The 19,605-nt window shown below is 64.2% G+C and carries 18 protein-coding genes; 7 read left to right on the top strand and 11 right to left on the bottom strand.

The window, feature by feature from the left end; all coding sequences use genetic code 11:
* The 5 genes from BG57_RS26820 to BG57_RS26800 all read right to left on the bottom strand — a co-directional run.
* On the bottom strand, window positions 1–721 hold a 721-nt coding region (locus BG57_RS26820; RefSeq protein WP_035969897.1), incomplete at its 3' end, for a Clp protease N-terminal domain-containing protein.
* Between the two features lie 81 nt (window positions 722–802).
* Window positions 803–1,867, bottom strand: a complete 1,065-nt coding sequence (gene tssG, locus BG57_RS26815) for a type VI secretion system baseplate subunit TssG (protein ID WP_035969896.1) — start codon at window positions 1,865–1,867, stop codon at window positions 803–805.
* A complete protein-coding gene (tssF, locus tag BG57_RS26810) occupies window positions 1,843–3,735 on the bottom strand; it encodes a type VI secretion system baseplate subunit TssF (RefSeq protein ID WP_035969895.1) in 1,893 nt (630 codons plus the stop codon). The genes tssG and tssF overlap by 25 nt, the downstream gene beginning before the upstream one ends.
* A 1-nt stretch (window position 3,736) precedes the next feature.
* The gene (tssE, locus tag BG57_RS26805; RefSeq protein ID WP_035969894.1) at window positions 3,737–4,231 is read right to left on the bottom strand and encodes a type VI secretion system baseplate subunit TssE; all 495 of its coding nucleotides are present in this window, start codon (window positions 4,229–4,231) and stop codon (window positions 3,737–3,739) included.
* A gap of 1 nt (window position 4,232) precedes the next feature.
* Window positions 4,233–4,826, bottom strand: a complete 594-nt coding sequence (locus BG57_RS26800; RefSeq protein ID WP_229753921.1) for a type VI secretion system tube protein Hcp — start codon at window positions 4,824–4,826, stop codon at window positions 4,233–4,235.
* Window positions 4,827–4,978: 152 nt separating this feature from the next.
* On the opposite strand from BG57_RS26800, the gene BG57_RS26795 reads away from it, so the two are divergent.
* Window positions 4,979–5,461: an Hcp family type VI secretion system effector gene (locus tag BG57_RS26795; protein WP_035969903.1), complete on the top strand. Its 483-nt coding sequence runs from the start codon at window positions 4,979–4,981 to the stop codon at window positions 5,459–5,461.
* A gap of 21 nt (window positions 5,462–5,482) precedes the next feature.
* Window positions 5,483–7,834, top strand: coding sequence for a type VI secretion system Vgr family protein (locus BG57_RS26790; RefSeq protein ID WP_035969892.1), 2,352 nt, complete (start codon window positions 5,483–5,485; stop codon window positions 7,832–7,834).
* Between the two features lie 16 nt (window positions 7,835–7,850).
* Here the strand turns inward: BG57_RS26790 and BG57_RS26785 are convergent, their stop codons facing one another.
* The 4 genes from BG57_RS26785 to BG57_RS26770 all read right to left on the bottom strand — a co-directional run bounded on the left by BG57_RS26785 (window position 7,851) and on the right by BG57_RS26770 (window position 11,670).
* Entirely contained in the window at window positions 7,851–9,653 is a 1,803-nt protein-coding gene (locus tag BG57_RS26785) for a M48 family metalloprotease (RefSeq protein WP_229753941.1), read from the bottom strand.
* A 41-nt stretch (window positions 9,654–9,694) separates the two neighbouring features.
* Entirely contained in the window at window positions 9,695–10,147 is a 453-nt protein-coding gene (locus BG57_RS26780; protein ID WP_035969890.1) for a hypothetical protein, read from the bottom strand.
* 7 nt (window positions 10,148–10,154) lie between these two features.
* Window positions 10,155–10,640 (bottom strand): hypothetical protein, encoded by a 486-nt coding sequence (locus BG57_RS26775; protein ID WP_035969889.1) that lies wholly within the window; start codon window positions 10,638–10,640, stop codon window positions 10,155–10,157.
* A 286-nt stretch (window positions 10,641–10,926) separates the two neighbouring features.
* A complete protein-coding gene (locus BG57_RS26770; RefSeq protein WP_035969888.1) occupies window positions 10,927–11,670 on the bottom strand; it encodes an SDR family oxidoreductase in 744 nt (247 codons plus the stop codon).
* 105 nt (window positions 11,671–11,775) lie between these two features.
* Here BG57_RS26770 and BG57_RS26765 point away from each other — a divergent pair, with 105 nt between their 5' ends.
* Window positions 11,776–12,702, top strand: a complete 927-nt coding sequence (locus tag BG57_RS26765) for a LysR family transcriptional regulator (RefSeq protein ID WP_035969902.1) — start codon at window positions 11,776–11,778, stop codon at window positions 12,700–12,702.
* Between the two features lie 166 nt (window positions 12,703–12,868).
* Here BG57_RS26765 and BG57_RS26760 read toward each other — a convergent pair whose 3' ends face one another.
* A complete protein-coding gene (locus BG57_RS26760) occupies window positions 12,869–13,819 on the bottom strand; it encodes a LysR family transcriptional regulator (protein WP_035969887.1) in 951 nt (316 codons plus the stop codon).
* 123 nt (window positions 13,820–13,942) lie between these two features.
* Here BG57_RS26760 and BG57_RS26755 point away from each other — a divergent pair, with 123 nt between their 5' ends.
* From BG57_RS26755 to BG57_RS26745, 3 genes are read left to right on the top strand one after another with little or no spacing between them, the layout of a single operon-like run.
* Window positions 13,943–15,256, top strand: a complete 1,314-nt coding sequence (locus tag BG57_RS26755) for an MFS transporter (protein ID WP_035969886.1) — start codon at window positions 13,943–13,945, stop codon at window positions 15,254–15,256.
* A 36-nt stretch (window positions 15,257–15,292) separates the two neighbouring features.
* Window positions 15,293–16,798, top strand: coding sequence for a M81 family metallopeptidase (locus tag BG57_RS26750; protein WP_035969885.1), 1,506 nt, complete (start codon window positions 15,293–15,295; stop codon window positions 16,796–16,798).
* A gap of 55 nt (window positions 16,799–16,853) precedes the next feature.
* Window positions 16,854–17,885 (top strand): alpha/beta fold hydrolase, encoded by a 1,032-nt coding sequence (locus tag BG57_RS26745; RefSeq protein WP_035969884.1) that lies wholly within the window; start codon window positions 16,854–16,856, stop codon window positions 17,883–17,885.
* Between the two features lie 275 nt (window positions 17,886–18,160).
* On the opposite strand, the gene BG57_RS33955 is transcribed toward BG57_RS26745, so the two are convergent.
* On the bottom strand, window positions 18,161–18,475 hold the full coding sequence (locus BG57_RS33955) for a hypothetical protein (protein WP_229753922.1): 315 nt from the start codon (window positions 18,473–18,475) through the stop codon (window positions 18,161–18,163).
* Here BG57_RS33955 and BG57_RS26740 point away from each other — a divergent pair.
* Window positions 18,462–19,574, top strand: a complete 1,113-nt coding sequence (locus tag BG57_RS26740) for a glycosyl hydrolase (RefSeq protein ID WP_229753923.1) — start codon at window positions 18,462–18,464, stop codon at window positions 19,572–19,574. The genes BG57_RS33955 and BG57_RS26740 overlap by 14 nt on opposite strands.
* The last annotated feature ends 31 nt before the right edge of the window (window positions 19,575–19,605 follow it).

Raw genomic sequence — 19,605 nt, 5'->3', positions numbered from 1 at the left:
CCGCCGTCTTGCCGACGCCCGCTTCGCCCGTCAGGAGCGGATTGTTCTGCCGCCGCCGCATGAGGATGTCGACGAGCTGGCGGATTTCGTCGTCGCGGCCCGTGACGGGATCGAGCGTGCCGCGGCGGGCCTTCTCCGTGAGATCGGTGGCGTACTTGCGCAGCGCTTCCTGCCGCGCCGTGCCGCTTCCAGCCGCGTCGGCTTCGGGCGCGGGTGTCGAAGCATGCGGCTCGTCCTCGCGATCCTCGACCGAACCGGCGACGATGCGCGCGAAGTTATCGGACAGGTCATCGGGCTTGATGCGCTCGAATTGCCTCGACATGCCGAACAGCACGCTGCGCAGTCGCGGCGTCTTCAGCATGCCGACGAGCAGATGGCCCGTGCGGACTTTCGTCGCGCCGAACAGCAGCGCGCCGTAGACGAAGCCGCGCTCGATGGCGTCGCCGATGTGCTCGGAGATATCGGAGATGGATGTCGCGCCGCGCGGCAGGCGATCGAGCGTCGCGGTCATCTCGCGCGAGAGCACGGCGGCGTCGATGCCGTAGTGCGCGACGATCCGCTGCCAGTCGGAGTTCGGCGTCTCGAGGATCTGCGTGATCCAGTGCGCAAGCTCCACGTACGGGTTGCCGCGCATCTTGCAATAGACCCTCGCGCCTTCGACGGTCTTGTAGCCGAGCTTGTTCAGCTTGCCGAACAGCGCGACGCGACTGATTTCCGCCATCGTCCGACTCCTTTCGTGGATGCGCGCACGCCGGCCGACGGCGCGTCCTCATCCGATAAGACGGCGCGGCGGCGGGCATTTTCAAGCCGCTTTCGATTCGGCATCGAGCGCGAGGTCGGCGCAATCGGCGTGGCGGCTTTGCAGGCCAAGCCACGTCGAATAGCCGAGCCGTCCATAGCGGCCGGGCTGCGCGGTCGGAACCTCGTCGGCGGCGAGCACGAGTTGCGCGTCCCACGCCAGTTCGCCGTTCAGATGCTGGCGCACGAGTGCGACGAGCGTCGGCAGCGCGCTGCCGTCCGGCAGCAGCGATTCGAACTGCGCGAGCGACAGCGGCCCGATCACGAGCCGGAACGCATGCTGACGATCCCACACGGCGCGGCCCAGTACCGCGCCGCGCCCGAGATGCGCGCCATGGCGTCGCAATGCGGTGCGCTCGTCGGCTTGCAGCGTCATCCAGTGCCCGCGATACGGCTCAACCCGCACCGGCACGCGCAGCAGCGCCCCGGCGATGGCTTCGAGCGCATCGGCGGGGCGCGTCTGCATGTTCCAGAGGCCCGCGAAATGCAGCTTCGCGTGATCGGAGACGGCATCGCGATGACGGCTCGCTTCATCGGCGAGACCGATCAGCGCGCCGGTGTAGAACGCAAAGCGGTCGTGGCCCGGCCGATCCAGCGCATTGACCGGCCGCCCCTGCGCCCACGCGCGATAGAACAGCAGCAGGAAGCGATGCAGCAGCGCATCGAGCAGCCGCGCGAAGGCCCGGTCGCCGTGATGCAGCACGCGCTCGCGGATGAAATCGGTCAGATGCAGCGGCAGCGGTCCGTTGGGGCCGAGATAGCCGAAGAAGCGCTGGGCGAGACGCGGGGCGCGTGCGCCGTCCGTCTGTTCGAGCGCCGCAAGCGGGGCGGGCGCGAAGGCCAGCGACACGTCTTGCGCGAGCCGCACCGGCTCATCGACAGGACGCGCGCCGCAGCCCAGGCGCGGCAGGTGCGGCGTCATCGCTTCGATGTGCCGCATCACGCGATAAAAATCATGCCGGTGCGGCGCGGCGGCGACGGCATCGAGCAGAGCGGATAGCTCGCGCGGGAGCGCAGGCGGCGGCTCGTCGCGCGCCGCCTCGCTCAGAAGATGGCTCTCGTGCCGCATCGCGGTGGCAGCCGCAGAATCTCGCCGCGCGTGCTCGTCGAAAGGACGGTCTGCACGAACGAATTGATCGACACATAGCGCGCGAAGAAGCGTTCCAGCACGCAGCCGAAGAGCCATGCGCTGCCGCCCTGAAACGCGAGATCGTCGACGCGCACGTCGATCGTCAGGCCGCGCCCGAACGCGATCGGACCGGGCATCGGCAGACGTCGCACGACGGGTTTTGCATCGACGGCGACGACGCCTGCAACCTGCGCGCGGCCGGCCTGATCGACGTCCGGCACGTGCAGCGCGAGCAGCGCGCGAAGGGCGGCGGCGGCATCGCGGGAGCCGTGGCCGAGCGACAGATAGTGCAGCGAAAGCTGATCGATCAGCCGCCAGCTTCGCGCCGCGTCGAGATTCGCCGGCGCGGGCCGCGACGGACCGCTCACGCAGCGCACGTCGGCGACCGGGGCGGCGATGTCGAGCGAGAATCCGCCGCTCGCGCCGCCGCGCGGCATCAGGAGCGGCAGGTCGCGGTTGCTGCAGAGCGTCGCGAATGCGAGTTGCCGCAGCGAGCCGCGATACGGCGCGGCGTTCGGATCGACGATGGATACGAACGTCTCGCTGCCGACATACTCGGTGCGCGCGCCGCTCTTGCGCCGCCCGGCCGGCACGATGCGCGGCTCGCGCTCGGTCGTGAAGTAGGCCGCGTCGCCGGGGCGGTCGGCGAGGAAGTCGCCGTAGAACGGGTGAAACGTCTGCTCGGCGTCGTCGCTCGCGCCGTAGCCCGACACGCCGGTCACCGAATGCACCTCGAAATCCAGCGGATGCGTGCGGTCCGGCACCACATGAAAACGCGCGGCGGCGTCCGTCACGAGCGCGCGGTCGGCCTGCTTCGGGAAGAGATTGATCGCGGGCACGCAATCGAGCAGCACGTGGTCTTTCGTGACGATGCGCTCCAGCGTCGCGTCGCTGGTGGCGAGCAGAAAGGTCAATTCGATTTCGCGCGCGGCGAACGACGGCAGCACGTCCGCCAAACCGTCGATGCGCGCGAAGCGGAAGCGTTCGGGTAACGCGAAATACTCGTGCAGCAGGCGATAGCCCTGGAACGCATTAAGCGTGACGGGCAGCAGCGCTTCGGCGTCGCTGAAGCCGGCGGGCGTGAGGGCGTCGGCGGGAAGAACGGCGAGCGTGCGGCTAGGACGCTCGGGCGTCGATACGACGATCGCAAGCGTGCCGGCCATCGCAGTTTCGTACAGCCGATACGCCGTTTCGTCGCCGCCCGCGAAATAGAGGCTGAGCGCATCGAGGCCGAGGGTATCGAACGAGAAACCTTCGGCGGACGCAAGCCGGATGCGCAGCGCGCCCTGCACGCGATTCGCAATCTGGCGCGTGCCCGACAGCGCCGCGAGCGGCAAGTCCTGCACCTGCGCGAGATAGCGCGCTTCGGTCAGCTCGACCGGCCACAGCGTGAGATCCGCGGCGGTGCGGAACTCGCAGGGCGGCGCGTCAGCGGACGTCATCGGCGCGATGAGCGAGGCGCCGCGCGGCACGACGAAGCCATCTGCGAGATTCGGGCTCGCGAGATCGGGCGCGAGACGCGCGATGAGCATCGAAGGCGTCGGACAGGCGGCCTGCGGCAGCACTACGTGCGTAAGTTGCTGCGTGAAGCGCGGAAACTCCTCTTCGATCTTCAACTGGACGCGCGCCGCGAGAAACGCGGTGCCTTCGAGCAGGCGCTCGACGTACGGATCGGCGACTTCCATGCCGTTCATGCGGCTCATCCCGAGCCGCGCCGCGATCTTCGGAAACTGCTGCGCGAATTCCGCGCCCATCTCCCGCAGATGCGCAAGCTCGGTGTTGTAGTGACGCAGAAGGCGCGGGTCCATGTCAGCGCGGCAACTCCATCACGGTGATGCCGCCTTCCTCGAGATCGATCTGCGTGCGCAGCGCGAATTCGAGCGGCACCGGTTGGGCCCACAACAGGCCGCGAATGACGAGCGCGATCTGGTTGTGCATGTCGAGCACGGAGCGGTCGAGCACCGGTTCGATTTCGAGCGACGACGGATCGATCCGCGGCTCGAAGCGTTCGATCGCCTGACGAATCGCCTGTTCGAGTATCACCGTGTCGATGGTCGAAGCGAAGCGCCCCGACAGGCACGGCAAGCCGTAGTTGAGCACCGATGCAAATGCATGCGCGAACTGCTCCTCGCTGATCGCGCCGCCGATGTTCGTCGTGTTGAAGAGCCACGATACGTCGCGCAGCACGGCCGCGCGCAGGCTTCGATGCGACATGAAGCGCTCGCTGGCGGGATCGGCGGGGGCGGCGGGATCGTCGTCGATCAGGCGATCGAGCAATGACGGCTGCAGGCGGTCGGCTTCCATGTCAGCTTACCCGCCGCGTGGAGACGTCGAGCGCGAAGATCACGTCCGCGCCGCGGCTGCCGGTTTCGGTCTGCGGCGCGCAGGTCATCGTGATCTGCTGCGCGGAGAACTCGAACACTTCGCAGGGCCGCGCAAAGCGTGCGCTCGTGAAGATGTGATAGTTGCGGATATATGCCTGCTCCAGCTTCATCGACAGATATTCGATCTGCACGCCGTTGTCCGTCCCGGCCGCCTTGTAGCAGCGGATATGCGCCAGCGCGAGCAGTTCGGCCTGCGCGCAGAGCTTCGCGAGAACGGGCGAAGCGGAGTCCACCATCTTGATGACGCCGAGCGCCGTCACGCGCATGTCGTTCGCGTTGAGCGCGGCGGCATGCGGCGCGGCTTCATAACCTTGCGCCCAGCGCCAGCCGTGAATCTGCATCGGCGTGTCCCAGTCGCCGCGTTTCTTCGCTTCGCCCTTGACGGGCGTGTTGCTGCGCTTCGGCACGACGTGCAGGAACATGTCGTCGGATTGCGTGAGCGCGAGGAAGTCGAACTGACTCAGCACGTCGAACGTGAGGCTGCTGTGCAGGCGCGGCGGCTCGTTGGTTGGCATCGTGCTCATCCGGGTGATGGGTCATCGAAGATAAGACGGCGCGCCATGGACGATTTTGAACTTCAAAAGCACGCGTCCCGTTTCGTTTACCGGTTGGATTGCATGCGTACGACGCCTGCAACGCACTGGACCGGACCACGACGGAGGACCGCATGAGTACCATCGACTGCTATGTGAAGATTGACGGAATCGAGGGCGAGAGCAAGCACAAGGGGGCCGAAGGGCAGATCGAGGTACAGGGCTTCGAATGGCAAGTCGCCAATGCGAGCAATCCGACGACGGGCGGAGGCAGCGGCATCGGCAAGGCCATGCCGGGCGTATTCGTGTTCTCACATCTCTACGACAAGGCGGCGCCTACCATCCAGAAGAGTTGCGCGACCGGCAAGCACATCGCGAGCGTCAAGTTCACGATGAACAAGTCGGGCGACGGGCAGAAGGAGTTCCTCACGGTCACGATGAAACAGGTGACGGTATCGAAGGTAGACATGCGGTGCGATCAGCGCGGCTATCCGGAGAACACGGTGGAACTGTCCTTTGCGGATATCGAATTCGAATACAAGCCGCAGGACGACAAGGGAGCGATGGGCGGCGCGGTGAAGTTCGGCTGGGACGTGCGCAGCACCGAAGTCCGTTGACGTCATGCCGAACCGATAGCCATGAACGAAGCCGTCGCGCAAAAGCCGCTCGCTACCGTCGACACGCCGCTCGGCGACGACGTGCGCTTCCTGAGCCTGCGCGCGAGCGCCGAACTCGGGCGCATGCCGCGTTGCGAACTCACGCTCGTCGCCAAGCGTGCGGATATCGACTTCAGCCGTATCCTGGGCAAGCGCGTGAGCGTCTCGCTCACGGTGCCGAAGGCGAAGCCGCGCGTGTTCGGCGGCTACGTCGTCGGCTTTCGGCAAACCGGCATGCGCGGACGGCTCCACGTCTATGAAGCGGTGGTGCGGCCGTGGCTGTGGCTGCTTTCGCGGCGCAGCAACTGCCGCATTTTTCAGAACAAGACGGTCGAGGAAATCGTCAAGGCCGTGTTCGCCGATCCGGTGTACAAGGGCCTCGAATTCGGCGAGATCAAATGGAAGGCGAATGCGCGCAAGCATCCGCCGCGCGAGTACTGCGTGCAGTACCGCGAATCCGACTTCAACTTCGTAAGCCGCCTGCTCGAAGACGAGGGCATCTACTACTGGCTGCAGGACAAGGACGGCAAGGAATCGCTGATACTCACCGATACGCTCGCCGCGCACGAAAGCGTCGCGGGCTGCGAATCGCTGCCGTATGGCGCGGTGATGGCTGCCGCGCCCGATGCCGAGTTCGTCAGCGAATGGCGCTTGCAGCACGCGATCGAAACGCGCAACTGGCTGCTCACCGATTACGATTTCAAGCATCCGTCGCGGCCGCTGCAGAAACAGGCCGTCAAGCAGATGGAAGGCTTCGACGCGTTCTCGGGCCTCGAACATTTCGATTATCCCGGCGGCTATGTCGAAGCGGATCACGGCGACAGCCGCGCGAAATCGCGAGCGGACGAATGGCGCGTGGAAGGCAGCGTGCCGGACGATCCCGGCATCAACTGGCATGAAGCCGAGGGCCGCACGAACGGCAGGAGCGTGCGCGCCGGGGCGCTGCTCAAGCTGACGCGGCATCCGCGCAACGATCAGAACATGCAGTATCTCGTCACGCGCACGCGATACGAAATAGATATCGCCGATTACGAAGCCTTCGACGGCGCGCAGTCGAATCGCTGCGAATGCTGGTTCTCCGCGATCGACGCAAAACAGCCGTTCGCGCCGGCCCGCACCGCGCGCAAGCCCTTCGTGCAGGGTCCGCAGACGGCGGTCGTCGTCGGGCCGGGCGGCGATGAAATCTATACCGATCAATATGGTCGCGTGAAAGTGCAGTTCTTCTGGGACCGGCAAGGCAAGCGCGATGAGAACAGCTCATGCTGGATACGCGTATCGCAGCCGTGGGCCGGCAAGGGCTGGGGCGCGATTGCGATTCCGCGCATGGGGCAGGAAGTGATCGTCGATTTTCTGGAAGGCGATCCCGACCGGCCGATCATCACCGGCCGAGTCTATAACGCCGAGCAGATGCCGCCGTACGACTTGCCCGCCAACATGACGCAGTCGGGCATCAAGAGCCGCTCCAGCAAGGGCGGCAGCGGGGCGAATTGCAACGAGCTGCGCTTCGAGGACAAGAAGGGCGCGGAGCAGGTGTTGATCCACGCGGAAAAAAATCAGGATATCGAAGTAGAGAACGATGAAACGCACTGGGTCGGGCGTGACCGCAAGAAGGACATCGATCACGATGAAACGACGGTCGTGAAGCATGACCGGACGGAGACCGTCGGCAACAACGAGAAAATCGAGGTCGTGGTTGACCGGAATGAGAAGGTCGGGCAGAACGAGACGATCGCGATTGGCCAGAACCGCACCGAGACGGTCGGTGCGAACGAGAAGATCACCATCGACAAGAACCGCACCATCCTCGTCAAGATGATGGAAACGGCCAGTGTGCTGTTGCAGCGGACGCATTTCGTCGGCATCAACGAGACCATTACGGTGGGCGCGGCGCAGGAGATCGTGATCGGCGCGTATCAGACCCTGAAGGTCGTCGCGTATCAGAAGGTGAGCGTGGGCGCGGATCAGACCGTCAATGTCGACGGCGATCAGAAGACGACGGTCGGCGGCGATCAGACGCTCGCCGTGACGGGTGCGCAGACTGTTACGGTCGGCAAGGACATGGGCGAGACCATCGACGGCGCGCAGTCGAGCACGGTGAAAAAGGCGCGCACGACGTCCGTCACGGAAGACGATACGTTGACCGTCGGGAAGAAACTGCAGATCGACGCGGGCGATTCGATCACGCTCGTCACGGGGGATGCGAGCATCACGATGAAAAAGGACGGCACGATCGAGATCAAAGGGAAGAATATCCTGATCGACGGGAGCGGCAAGATCAACGTCAAGGCAGATAGCGATATCGTGATGAAGGGATCGAAGATATTGCAAAACTGACGCGCGTCTTCTTGCGTCAGATGTCGTGAATCGATTTGATCCAACCGGCCAGCACCGCGAGAACGAGCAGCACGATGAGCGATTTACCCGGCATCGAAAGCGCGCGTGGCGGCTTCGCATGGCGACGCATGTTGCCGATCATCGCGCCCGCCATCGCACCGGGCAGCGCCGCGAGCGACGCGACGCACAGATAGAGCAGAACCGACGTCAGCGCGGAATCGAGCGTCGATTGCGCGTTCAGTTCGATGGTCACGAGCCCGCCGATGCTCATCACGATTCCCGCTACCGATCCCGCGCACAGGCCGTACAACGCATTGAACGCGCCCGGACGCGATGCCGCGATGAGCGCCGCGAGCGCCGCTGCGAACGCAATCGGCATGACGAGCGCATAGCCGGTGCTGCCCGCGCGTTCCGCGAGGCGAAAGAGCGGCGTGAACGACGCGTGAATCGCGTCGGCGAGGGCGGCTGGAAGAAACTTGCGATACCTAAGCAATGCTATCCATGCGCAGAAGATGAGACCGGTCACGATTCCGGTCGACACTGCGCGCGCCGGGCGAAATTCGGCGAAACGCAGCGAACGTTCGACGTCCGGGGCGGCATCGAGAAAGACCCATGCGGAAACGGGCCGGTCGCGGCGCGTGCGCCCGAACCAACGCGCGGACCACGGAAACAGCCACGCCGCGAGCGCCCCGACGACGAGCGGCGGCGCGATCATCACGAGCGACGTATAGAAGCTGTTGTCAGGCCCGAGCGCCACGAGCGATGCGGAAGCGAACGCGCCCCAGCCGAAGATCGCTGCGACGAGGGCGATGGAAAGCGCGCCGGTCAGCATCAGCACCGGCAACGGCGACGCGCTTCTGACCGTCACGCCGACCCACGCGGCTGCCGCCCGCGCGATCCAGTTGCAGATCAGCCAGCAGCCGATGATCGCGAAGTCGAGCGCGATTACGTGTACTTCCAGCAGCCCGAGTGCATGGCCCGCCGAAAGTTGCAGCGCGGATGGCCCGCCAAGCATGAATTCCGCGCCGATCAGCACCTGGTTCAGGAAGTAGCCCGACGCGAAGAGCGCGCCGGCTGCAGCGGTGCCTTTAACGGGATTGCGGCCATCAAGCACCGCCGCATACGCGCTGCGCCAGATGCCGGTGCTAAGCGCGCCGATGGCGAACACCATGACGACGAGCGGCGTAACGAGCGACGCGATCACCGACACGCGCGCCACCCCGCTCGTCGACCCTGATGGGACGAAGCCGATGAGGAAGCCGTTCACCGTCTGGATGACGACTCCCGCCGCGAAGCCGATGCCGAGCGCGTCCCACTTGTCGAGGCTAAAGAGCGGCGTGGTATCGGCGAGCACGGCGCGACGCGCATCGCCGCGCGGATGCAGGCTCAGATATGCGCGTGATCCATGCGGAGCAGCGGCGCTCATGCGCGCGAGCACGCGATCGACGGCGGCGGGCGAGGCGTCCCATTGCGATGCCTGCAAATCCGCATAGAATTCGCGCACGCGCAGCACCGACGCGCCGGACAGCAATACGAGCGCGCTCCAGAGCGTCGTCTTGGCAATCAGGAAGAGCGTTTGATGCCACGCGTGCGCGCTGAAGACGCCGACGCCGAGCAAGGGTACGGCGCTGACCACGACGAACGCGAGACACGCCGATATCGTCATGAAGGTCTTGTCGATGTCGCGGTTACGGATGTGCGCCAGTTCGTGAAGGATGATCGCGTTGAACGCGGCGCGGTCCGCGTAGAAGCACTGCGCGACGAACGCCCCGCTGAGCGCGACGGTGTAATCCCCACGGCGGCCGAACGCGACGGGCAGACCGCTCGCGAGCGGGTTCCAGACGAAGGACGGCGCGGGATTCAGGTGCGCCCGGTCACAGAGGCTTTGGAGTGCATCGAAAAGGCCGGGGGATCGTCACGAGCGACGGGTACGAGCCGTTGCGTCCTGAGCTTCCAGGGCGGAAAGAACCAGTAGAGCAGACCGCCGAGCGTCAGCGTGACGACGATGCCGGCGATCTTCCACGTCGATTGCGGCCGGAGCAGCGCCATGCACGTCGCGACCCGAGGCGCGAAGATCGTTTGCTGCGACGCTTCCTGTGCGGCATTGAACACTTCGTTGACCACGCTCGATGCGCAGGCCGCGAGCGCATCCCTTTGTTCGGGGTGAAGGCTTTCCCAGAAGTGTGCGTAGAACTGGCTGCTGACACACACGATCAGAATGATCAGGAGATCGAATCTTAGCGCGATGTCGGACGGAAAAGGCAACGGGTTGAGCCGCCGCGCGCTCGCCGCAGATGCGTCGTGGTCCGGCATGATCCGCTCACTTGTCGGGCATCACGAACTGGGCGACGACCGCATCGGCGAGCCGCTGGGCTTGCGCAGGCTCGATGCGCAGGCGTTTGCCAGCGGCGATCACATGACGATGCACTTCGCCCAGTTCCTTGCTGGTGAGGATCGGCGCCGCATCGGCGGGGGCGTCGGCGTCGCCGTGGCGGAACATCTTTCTGACCGCGACCGACACTTCTTCCCCGATGACCGTCTCCGTCGCCTTCAACGCGATGTTGCCAAGCATCGGCAAGAGCTCGGAAACGACCTGAAGGACGAGCGGTGCGAAGAGAACCGAGAACGGATCGGGACCGAAGCCGAGGGCGGCATCCCCGTTGCGCGATGCTTTCTGCGCCGCCTGGGGATCGGCGAACCACGCTGCGCTGATCGTCGTGAAGAGCGGCAGCTCGTTGGGCGCGAGTTGCGCGAGGACATCGCGGGAAACGTCGCGGATCAAGTTGCGTTCAGCGGCAGTGTCCATGAGCCGGTCTCCGACGGTGCCATGCGTGATCGTTGGCTTGAACGTTAGGTTTCGGGTGAGGGGATGTCAAAGGGAATCGACGCCTGATGACCGCTTGCAATGCGACTAACGGTCAATCGTTGAAACCGACTTCGAAGGACTCAAGGAAATGCACGTCTTCATGAAGACGACTCAAGGCAACGCATTTCGCAAACGTCTTGGTTTTCAGGCGGGCGAGAAGACGAAGACGTTGCGCGGCAGGCAAGGTCGCGCAACGTCGTTCTATCGGCGCTCTGGCAGCGAACGATCAAGCGTTGAAGCCGCCATCGATCGTCAAGCTCGCGCCCGTCACGAATCCCGCCTCCGGTCCGACGACATAAGCGACCATCCCCGCGATTTCATCCGGATGCGCGTGGCGTTGCAGGGCCATCAGCCCATGCAGCGACGCGGCGAAGTCGCTCGACCCGGGGTTCATGTCCGTGTCCGTGGGACCGGGCTGGACATTGTTGACCGTGATGCCACGCGGACCGAGATCGCGCGCCATGCCCTGAACGAGGCCTCGCAGCGCGGACTTGCTCATCGCGTAGGCGGCGCCGCCCGGGAACGGCATGCGTTCCGCGTTGCAACTGCCGATATTGACGATTCGCCCGCCGTTTCCCATGTGCGGCAACACCGCCTTCACTGCGACGAATACGCCGCGCACGTTGATCTGCAACGTGGTGTCGAAGTCTTCTAGCGAGAAGGTGTCCACTGGTCCGAGGAATAGGACGCCCGCATTGTTCACGAGAATGTCGATCTTGCCGAACGCAGCGGCGGCCTCGTCGACTGCACGGCTTAGCGCGACGGCGTCGCCGGCATCGGCTTGCAAAGCCAGCGCATGACCGTCGTTTGCGACGATCTCTTCCGCCAGCGCATTCGCCGAGGCAGCCGATCCCTTATAGGTGAAGGCAACCTTGGCGCCATCGCGCGCCAGTCTTCGAACGATTGCCGCGCCGATGCCACGTGCGCCGCCGGTCACGAAAGCCACTTTGCCAGAGAGAGTCGAGGTCATTTGAGTGTGTTCCTGAGTAGTCGATGGACGAAGTATCGCCGCGCCGGCGGGCGTTGAGTAGCGTCGATTTAGACTATGACTTTCAACCGCCGGTATCGAATGATCATGGAAGCTCTCAACTTCGTCGAGTCATTCCTTCTGAGCGCGGAGCTTGGAAGTTTCTCCTCGGCAGCGAGGCGGCTCGGCATGACGCCGGCGGCGGTCAGTAAAAACATCGCGAGGCTCGAAGCGACACTCGGCATCCGCCTGTTCCAGCGCAGCACGCGCAGCCTGACGCTGACGCCGGCTGGCGAGCAGTTCCAGCGCGAGATCGCCGGACCGTTCGAGGCGATAAGCAATGCCTTCGCGGGCGCGGCGATGATCGACGGCAAACCGTCGGGGACGCTCAAGGTCAGCGTGGCGCTGGCGTTCGGCCGCGAATATTTGGTGCCGATGCTCGGTGCGTTTCTCGATCGGTATCCCGGCATCGTGCCCGACTGGCACTTCGATAACCGGCCTGTCGATATCATCGCGGAAGGCTTCGACGTGGCGATTGGCGGCGGCATCGAACTGACATCGACGATCGTGGCGCGCGAACTGGCGCGGACGCATATCGTCGTGGTGGCGTCGCCTTCGTTCATGGCGGGGCGGAAGATGCCGACGCATCCGTCCGAACTCATCGGCTTCGATGGCATCGCGCGGCGCTCGCCCACGACCGGGCGGCTGCGTGCGTGGACGTTGGTCAATCAAGTGGGCGAACAGTGCGTCGCGGAGTTCCGCACGCGGATGATCTTCGACGATCCCGAAGCGATCGCGCATGCCGCGATGCTCGGACAAGGTCTTGCGCTTCTGCCGATGCCTCACGCCGCGCCGGGTTTGTCGAACGGCACGCTCGTCCGGCTGCTTCCCGCATGGTATGCGGAACAGAATCCGATCTCGCTTTACTATCCAAAGCGGACGCTGCTTCCGGCCAGAACGAGAGTGTTCATCGACTTCGTCGTGTCGACGTTCGAGCAAGGCAGGCTCGCGTCGAAGTTCGATGCGCGTATCTGATTGCGCTGCAGGAACAGATAACGTTGCGTCAGCAGAAAGTTCGTGTCCGGCGGGCCATACCTTCTCCGTCGATGACGCTCGGATCAGTCCAGGCAGACCGCCTTTCGCATCGCTGCGGTTATGTGCGTGACCATACATCGCGCGTCTCCGACAAGCATGACGCCCCTCATCGACGTGCCCGTCTGCTCTTGCCGCGACGGGGCGCGCCTTGCGCGAACATCGGCATCCTGCTGAGAATCCAGTCGAGCAGTTCCTGCGGACCTGCGGCAAGCGGCCGTCCCGTTTTCACGAGAAGCCTGGCCTGCGCACTTTCGAAGAGCGGATGCGCGATCGGGATGATGGTCAGCTCGCCGCTGGCCAACTCGCGATACGCCGCGAACTCGCCGATCAGCGTGATGAAATTCTCCGCCGCGACGAAGCGCTTCAACGCGCTGAGCGAGTTGGTCGTGAGCGTTGGACGGATGGCGAGGTTGTCGGTCGTCTCCAGCATCTTCACGACATGACCGATGCCGAAGCTCGGCGGCATCAGCGCGAGCGGATAGTCGAGCAGGTCGCCGATCTGCGCGACGCCCCCGCGTTTCGCCAGCGGATGATCACGCCGCGCGAGCAATACGACGGGCTGCGGCGAGCTTGCACGAATCTCGATGCGCTCGTGCGGCGGCGGGTTATACGCGAGTCCGATATGCGCACGGCTCTCTGCCACTTCATCGAGCAGGTCGTCGACGGCGAGCATCTTCACGTCGATCTGAAGGCGCGGATAGCGGGCGCAGAACGGCGCGAGCACGTCGTCGACGAGCGTATCGACATAGCCTTCGCTTACCGCAAGCCGAACGTGGCCTCGTTGCAAGCCTTTCAGCGCGTGCAACTGGTCTTCGAGCTTCTCCTGTTGCGAGCGATAGCCGCGCCAGAACTCGAGCAGATGAAACGCCGCTTCGGTTGGCCGCACGCCGCGCGCCTCGCGTTCGAAGAGCGTCGTGCCGAGTTCATCTTCGAGCAGCTTGATCTGCCGCGCGATCACGGACGGCGATGTATTCAGGTGATCCGCCGCGCCGCGAATCGTGCCGTGCGAAAGCACTTCGTGGAAGTAGCGCAGACGTTGCTGGTTGATTTCGCGCATGGTCGACCTTCCTCTGTGTTGCTCAAAAGGCAACGATTTGTGAACTTAGTTGCTCTTGCTCGCACAGTAGCACAGGCTCAACATGGCCTTACCCGATAAAGGGAAGAGACCCAGGAGACGCCCATGTCGACGATTCAGATGCAGCAAGGCAGCCGCGCGGTTGCGGCGCTCTACAGCAGAATCAACTGGCGGCTCCTGCCGCTGCTCATCGCGTGCTACATGTTCGCGTATCTGGATCGCGTGAACGTCGGCTTTGCGAAACTCCAGATGCAAAGCGATCTCGGCTTCTCCGACGCCGCCTATGGCGTCGGCGCGGGCATCTTTTTCATCGGCTATGTGCTGTTCGAGATTCCGAGCAATCTGATGTTGCCGAGGATCGGCGCGCGGCTCACGTTCAGCCGCATCCTCGTGCTGTGGGGCATTACGTCGGCATGCATGCTGTTCGTGCGCAACGTGCCTGCGTTCTATGCCATGCGCTTCCTGCTCGGTGTGTTCGAAGCGGGCTTCGCGCCGGGCATGATCTATTACCTGTCGCGCTGGTACGGGCCGAAGCGCATGGCGCGGGCCATCGCGCTCGTGTTCGTCGCGGGGCCGATCGGCGGTGTGGTCGGCGGGCCGTTATCCGCGTGGCTGATGTCGTCGCTCGCGGGCGTCGGCGGCTTGTCCGGCTGGCAGTGGATGTTTCTCGTCGAAGGTCTGCCGTGCCTGGCGCTCGGTGCGCTCGTCTGGTTCACGCTCGCCGATCGTCCTGCCGATGCGCGCTGGCTCACGCCAGACGAGAAGCGTCTGGTGGAAGCGGAAGTCGGCGGCAACGGCGGGCATGAACATCGAATCGATTCGTTTTCCGAAGTATTGCGCAATCCGCGTGTCTACCGGCTGGCGCTCGCGTACTTCTGCATCATCTTTCCGATCTACGCGATGAGCTTCTGGCTGCCGACGCTCATCAAGGAACAGGGCGTGAACGATACCCTCCGCCTCGGCTGGAACGCCGCGATTCCGTATGTTGCCGCCGCAATCGCCATGTACGCGGCAGGACGCCGTTCCGACGCAGTGGGCGAGCGCCGCTATCACAGCGCATTGCCCGCGCTCGCCGCGGCGGCGCTGCTTGCTGTTACGCCGTACGCATCCGGCCATCTCGTCGCGACGCTCGCGCTGCTCACGGCGGCAACCGCCTGCATGTGGATGGCCTACACGGTGTTCTGGGCGATACCGTCGGAGACCATTGCGGGTCCGGCTGCGGCGGGCGGCATTGCGCTCATCAACACGATCGGCCTGTCGGGCGGCTTCTGGGGGCCGGCGGCACTCGGCTGGGTGAAATCCGCGACGGGCAGCACGAGCGGCGGCCTGCTTCTGATGGCGTGCATGGCGGCGCTCTCCTGCGTGCTGATCCTGACGAACAAGCGCACGGTTGCTGCCGCGAAAACGCGCACGGCCTGATTTTCCATCGAAGACGATCTCCCAAGGAGCGCCAACATGAAGATTCTGATCGCAGGATTCCAGCACGAAACGAACACCTTCGCGCCGACGAAGGCCACTTACCAGAGCTTCATCCAGGGCGAAGGCTTCCCGCCGATGGCGCACGGTGCCGATGTGCTGAAGCTCCGCGACGTGAACGTGCCGATAGGCGGCTTCATTCAATGGGCCGAAGCGCGCGGCCACGAACTGCTGCCGGTCATCTGGGCGGGCGCGAGCGCATCGGCGCACGTGACGGAGGATGCGTACGAGCGCATCGCGGGCGTCATCGTCGATCAGGTGAGGAAGGGCGGCTTCGATGCGATCTATCTCGACCTGCACGGCGCAATGGTCACCGAGCATCTCGATGACGGCGAAGGCGAGTTGCTGGCGCGCGTGCGGCGCATCGTCGGCGATGCGATGCCGCTCGTGGTATCGCTCGATCTGCATGCGAACGTGACGTCACGCATGTTCGAACTCGCCGATGCGCTCGTCGCGTATCGCACGTATCCGCATGTCGACATGGCCGAGACCGGACTGCGCGCCGGGCAGTTGCTTGCGCAACGCATCGAGCATGGCAAGCCGTTCCATCGCGCGATGCGCCGCGTGCCGTTCCTGATTCCGGTGAATGGCATGTGCACACTCGTCGAGCCGGCGCGTGGTATGTATGGCACGCTGGAAACGATCGAACGCGAAGTTGTTTCGTTATCCTTTGCGCCGGGATTTCCGGCATCGGACTTCGAGGAATGCGGTCCGGTTTTCTGGGGCTACGCGCTCGATCAGGCATCGGCGGACCGTGCGGTCGATACGCTCCTCACGCAACTCGTCGATGACGAAGCCCGCTGGGACGTGCCGTTCCTCACGCCCGATGAAGCCGCCCGCGAAGCCATCGACGCGAGCCGCGATGCATCCGGCCCGGTCATCATCGCCGATACGCAGGACAACCCCGGCGTGGGCGGCGATTCCAACACGATGGGCATGGTCCGCGCGCTGTTGCGAAACGGCGCGCAAGAGGCCGCCGTGGGCGTCATCTGGGACGAGCAGGCGGCAAAAGCCGCGCATCGGGCGGGTGTGGGCGCGCGCATCAGGCTTGCGCTCGGCGGCGGCTCGAACGTGCCGGGCGACTCACCCCTTGAAGGCGAGTTCGAAGTCGAGTATCTGTCGGATGGCCGTTTCCGTTTCGATGGCCCGATGCTCAACGGCATGACCGGCGAACTCGGGCCGACCGCGTGTCTGCGCATCGAAGGCGTGCGGATCGCGGTGAGCAGCATCAAGATGCAAGTGTTCGATCGCAATCTCTTTCGCGTGGCGGGCATCGAGCCCGAACGCATGAAAGTTCTCGTGAACAAGAGCTCGGTGCATTTTCGCGCCGATTTCGAGCCGATCGCGGCGCGCATTCTCGTCGCCAAAGCGCCGGGTCCGATGGCCGCCGATCCGGCCGATCTGCCGTGGCGCAATCTCGACGCGCGCATGCGTGTGCGCCCGATGGGGCCGACGTTGGCCGCGTTGCGCGCATCGGCTGCGTGACTATCGCCGCCTCGCTCATTCGATACGAAACATCAACGGAAAGGAGAAAAACACCATGACGGACGAGATCAACGCGCGGCGCCGCCGCTTTCTCGGCACGACCATCGCAAGCGTCGGCGCGATGCAGCTCGGCCTGAGCGACTTCGCGTTCGCGCAGACATCCGGCCCGGCGCGGGCATCATCGACGGCGGGCTTCGCCGATATCCGCCAGATCGATGCAGGCGCGCTCAACGTGGGTTATGTGGAAGCAGGGCCGGCGAATGGCCCCGTCGTGATTCTTCTGCATGGCTGGCCTTACGACATCTACAGCTTCGCCGAGGTCGCACCGCTGCTCACGGCGCAGGGTTATCGCGTGATCATGCCGTATCTGCGCGGCTACGGTTCGACGCGCTTCCTGTCCGCCGACACGCCGCGCAATGGCCAGCAGGCCGTGGTGGCGGTGGACATCATCGCGCTCATGGATGCGCTCAAGATTCCGCAGGCGAGCTTCGGTGCGTTCGACTGGGGCGCGCGCACCGCGAACATCATCGCGGCGCTGTGGCCGGAGCGCGTGAAGTCGATGGTGTCGGTGAGCGGCTATCTGATCGGCAGCCAGAAGGCGAATGAGACGCCGCTGCCGCCGAAGGCCGAGCTCGCGTGGTGGTATCAGTTCTACTTCGCGACCGAGCGCGGGCAGAAGGGCTACGAGGCGAACCGTCACGACTTCAACAAGCTGATCTGGCAACTGGCGTCGCCCAAATGGGACTTCGATGACGCGACCTATGACCGCTCGGCGCGATCGTTCGAGAATCCCGATCATGTCGCCGTGGTGATTCACAACTATCGCTGGCGTCTCGGTCTCGCGCAAGGCGAGCCGCAATACGACGCGCTCGAGCAGCGTCTTGCGAGCGCCCCCACGATCAGCGTGCCGACCATCACGATGGAAGGCGACGCCAATGGCGCACCGCATCCCGATCCTTCCGCGTACGCAAAGAAGTTCACGGGCAAGTACAAGCATCGCAACGTGTCGGGCGGCATCGGACATAACCTGCCGCAAGAAGCGCCCAAGGCGTTCGCCGACGCGGTGATCGAAGCGGACCACATGTAATCGCTCACTCCGGTAAAACGTACCCGGTAATTGTTATCGGAACTCCATCCTCACTTTCAAACGTTTGCGAAACTTGAGTGCGTCCCTTCGGCGCGCTCAAGTATTACTTACCAGCTTGGCCGCCCGCAATCGCAAACGTTTTCCCTTTCGACCGATAAATAAGCGATTCTTTCGCGCGTCGCCCGAGCGAAATATGTTTCGACTTATTTTCATACGTAAAAAAGTGTAACGACGACAGGTAAAAAAGAACTGCCTATAGTTCAGATCATTGAACTTTAACGGTCCTCCTTACCTGTCATGAAAAACGCAAAAGAAAGCACCAAGGAATTTTTACCGGTCGCGTCCAGCGATGCGCCGTTCTCGCGGCGCAGATTCCTGTCGGTATTGATGGCCGGCGCCGGTGGCGCGGCATTGTCGGCATGTGGCGGCGGCTCCGACTCCGCAGGCGACGCTGGCGGCGTCGCGAAAAGCGTTGCGAAGGCAAGCACAGTCTCTCTGTCCGGCGCGACGACTCCGCCGGCGGCTTCCATCACCGACAGCAGCGGTGTGGTGTGGACGCTGCTCAACGGCCGGGTGATGAAGAATGGCACGGGCGTGTCGACGGGTTCGAGCGTCGCGCAGGCGCTGATCCTGTATTTCAACGGCATCATCTACGCGCAGAATTCGAGCGGCGTCTGGTACCAGAACGGCTCGCCGTGGAAGAACATCGGCACGATCGATCCGCGCAACGTGGTGAAGCCGTCGAACACGTCGCTGTTCTATGGCATCAACGGCCACATGGCCTGGGGCTCGGGCATCTACAACACGATGACCGCCGAGCAGCAGCTCGCCATTCTGAAAGACCTCGGCGTGACGATGTATCGCTGCGACACCGCCGACGCGGGCATGTCGATGACGCTCGCGATGGCGCTGCGCGGCGCGTTTGCAGGCAGCGGCGTCGGCATCATGCCGGTGCTCAATCCGCGTTCGGCAGGCTGGGACCCGAAGGGCACGGAAGCCGCCGCCTATTCGCTCGGCTATGACTTCGCGGTGCGCTGCACGCAACCGCTGAAGGGCCTCGTCACGCATATCGAATGCGGCAACGAACTGGATACCGTCGGCCTGCAACTCGGCGGCGACGGCAGCCAGACGTCGGACTGGAACCCGGCCGAGTGGCCGTCGTTCCGGGGCGTGATCCGCGGCATGATTGCGGGCGTGAAGGCGGTCGATCCGACCATCAAGTGCGGCGTGAACGTCGGCATTCCGATGGCCTATCGCGCGCTGCAAATGCTGTGGAACGGCATCACGCCGAACGGCACGGCGACGGGCGTATCGGGCGCGGCGACGCTTCAGTGGGACTACACGACGTATCACTGGTACCACAGCTCGGGCAAGATCGAGTGCGCGGGGCGCAACAACGCGTGCATCAACGTGCTGCAAGTGCTGAAGGACTCGTTCAACGTGCCGATCTGGCTGACGGAATGGGGCTGGTCCGGTTCGGCGGATTCGGCGACGGCGCAATCGGCGTATGTGCAGGAAACGATGGCGTCGTACTACGCAATCAAGGACAAGTACAACATTGAAAGCGTGATGATGTACGCGGTCATCGACCCGAGCTATGGCCTGATTCAGGGCGATGGCGTCACGAAGAATCCGGCGTACGCCACGTTCAAGAACTTCATTGCGGCGAATCCGGTCAAGACGGCCTAACGGTCCAACGGGTCGAACGGGTCGAGCGGAC

The organism is Caballeronia grimmiae, assembly GCF_000698555.1.
Taxonomy (GTDB): Bacteria; Pseudomonadota; Gammaproteobacteria; order Burkholderiales; family Burkholderiaceae; genus Caballeronia; species Caballeronia grimmiae.
This window is presented reverse-complemented; position numbering and strand designations above follow the sequence as displayed.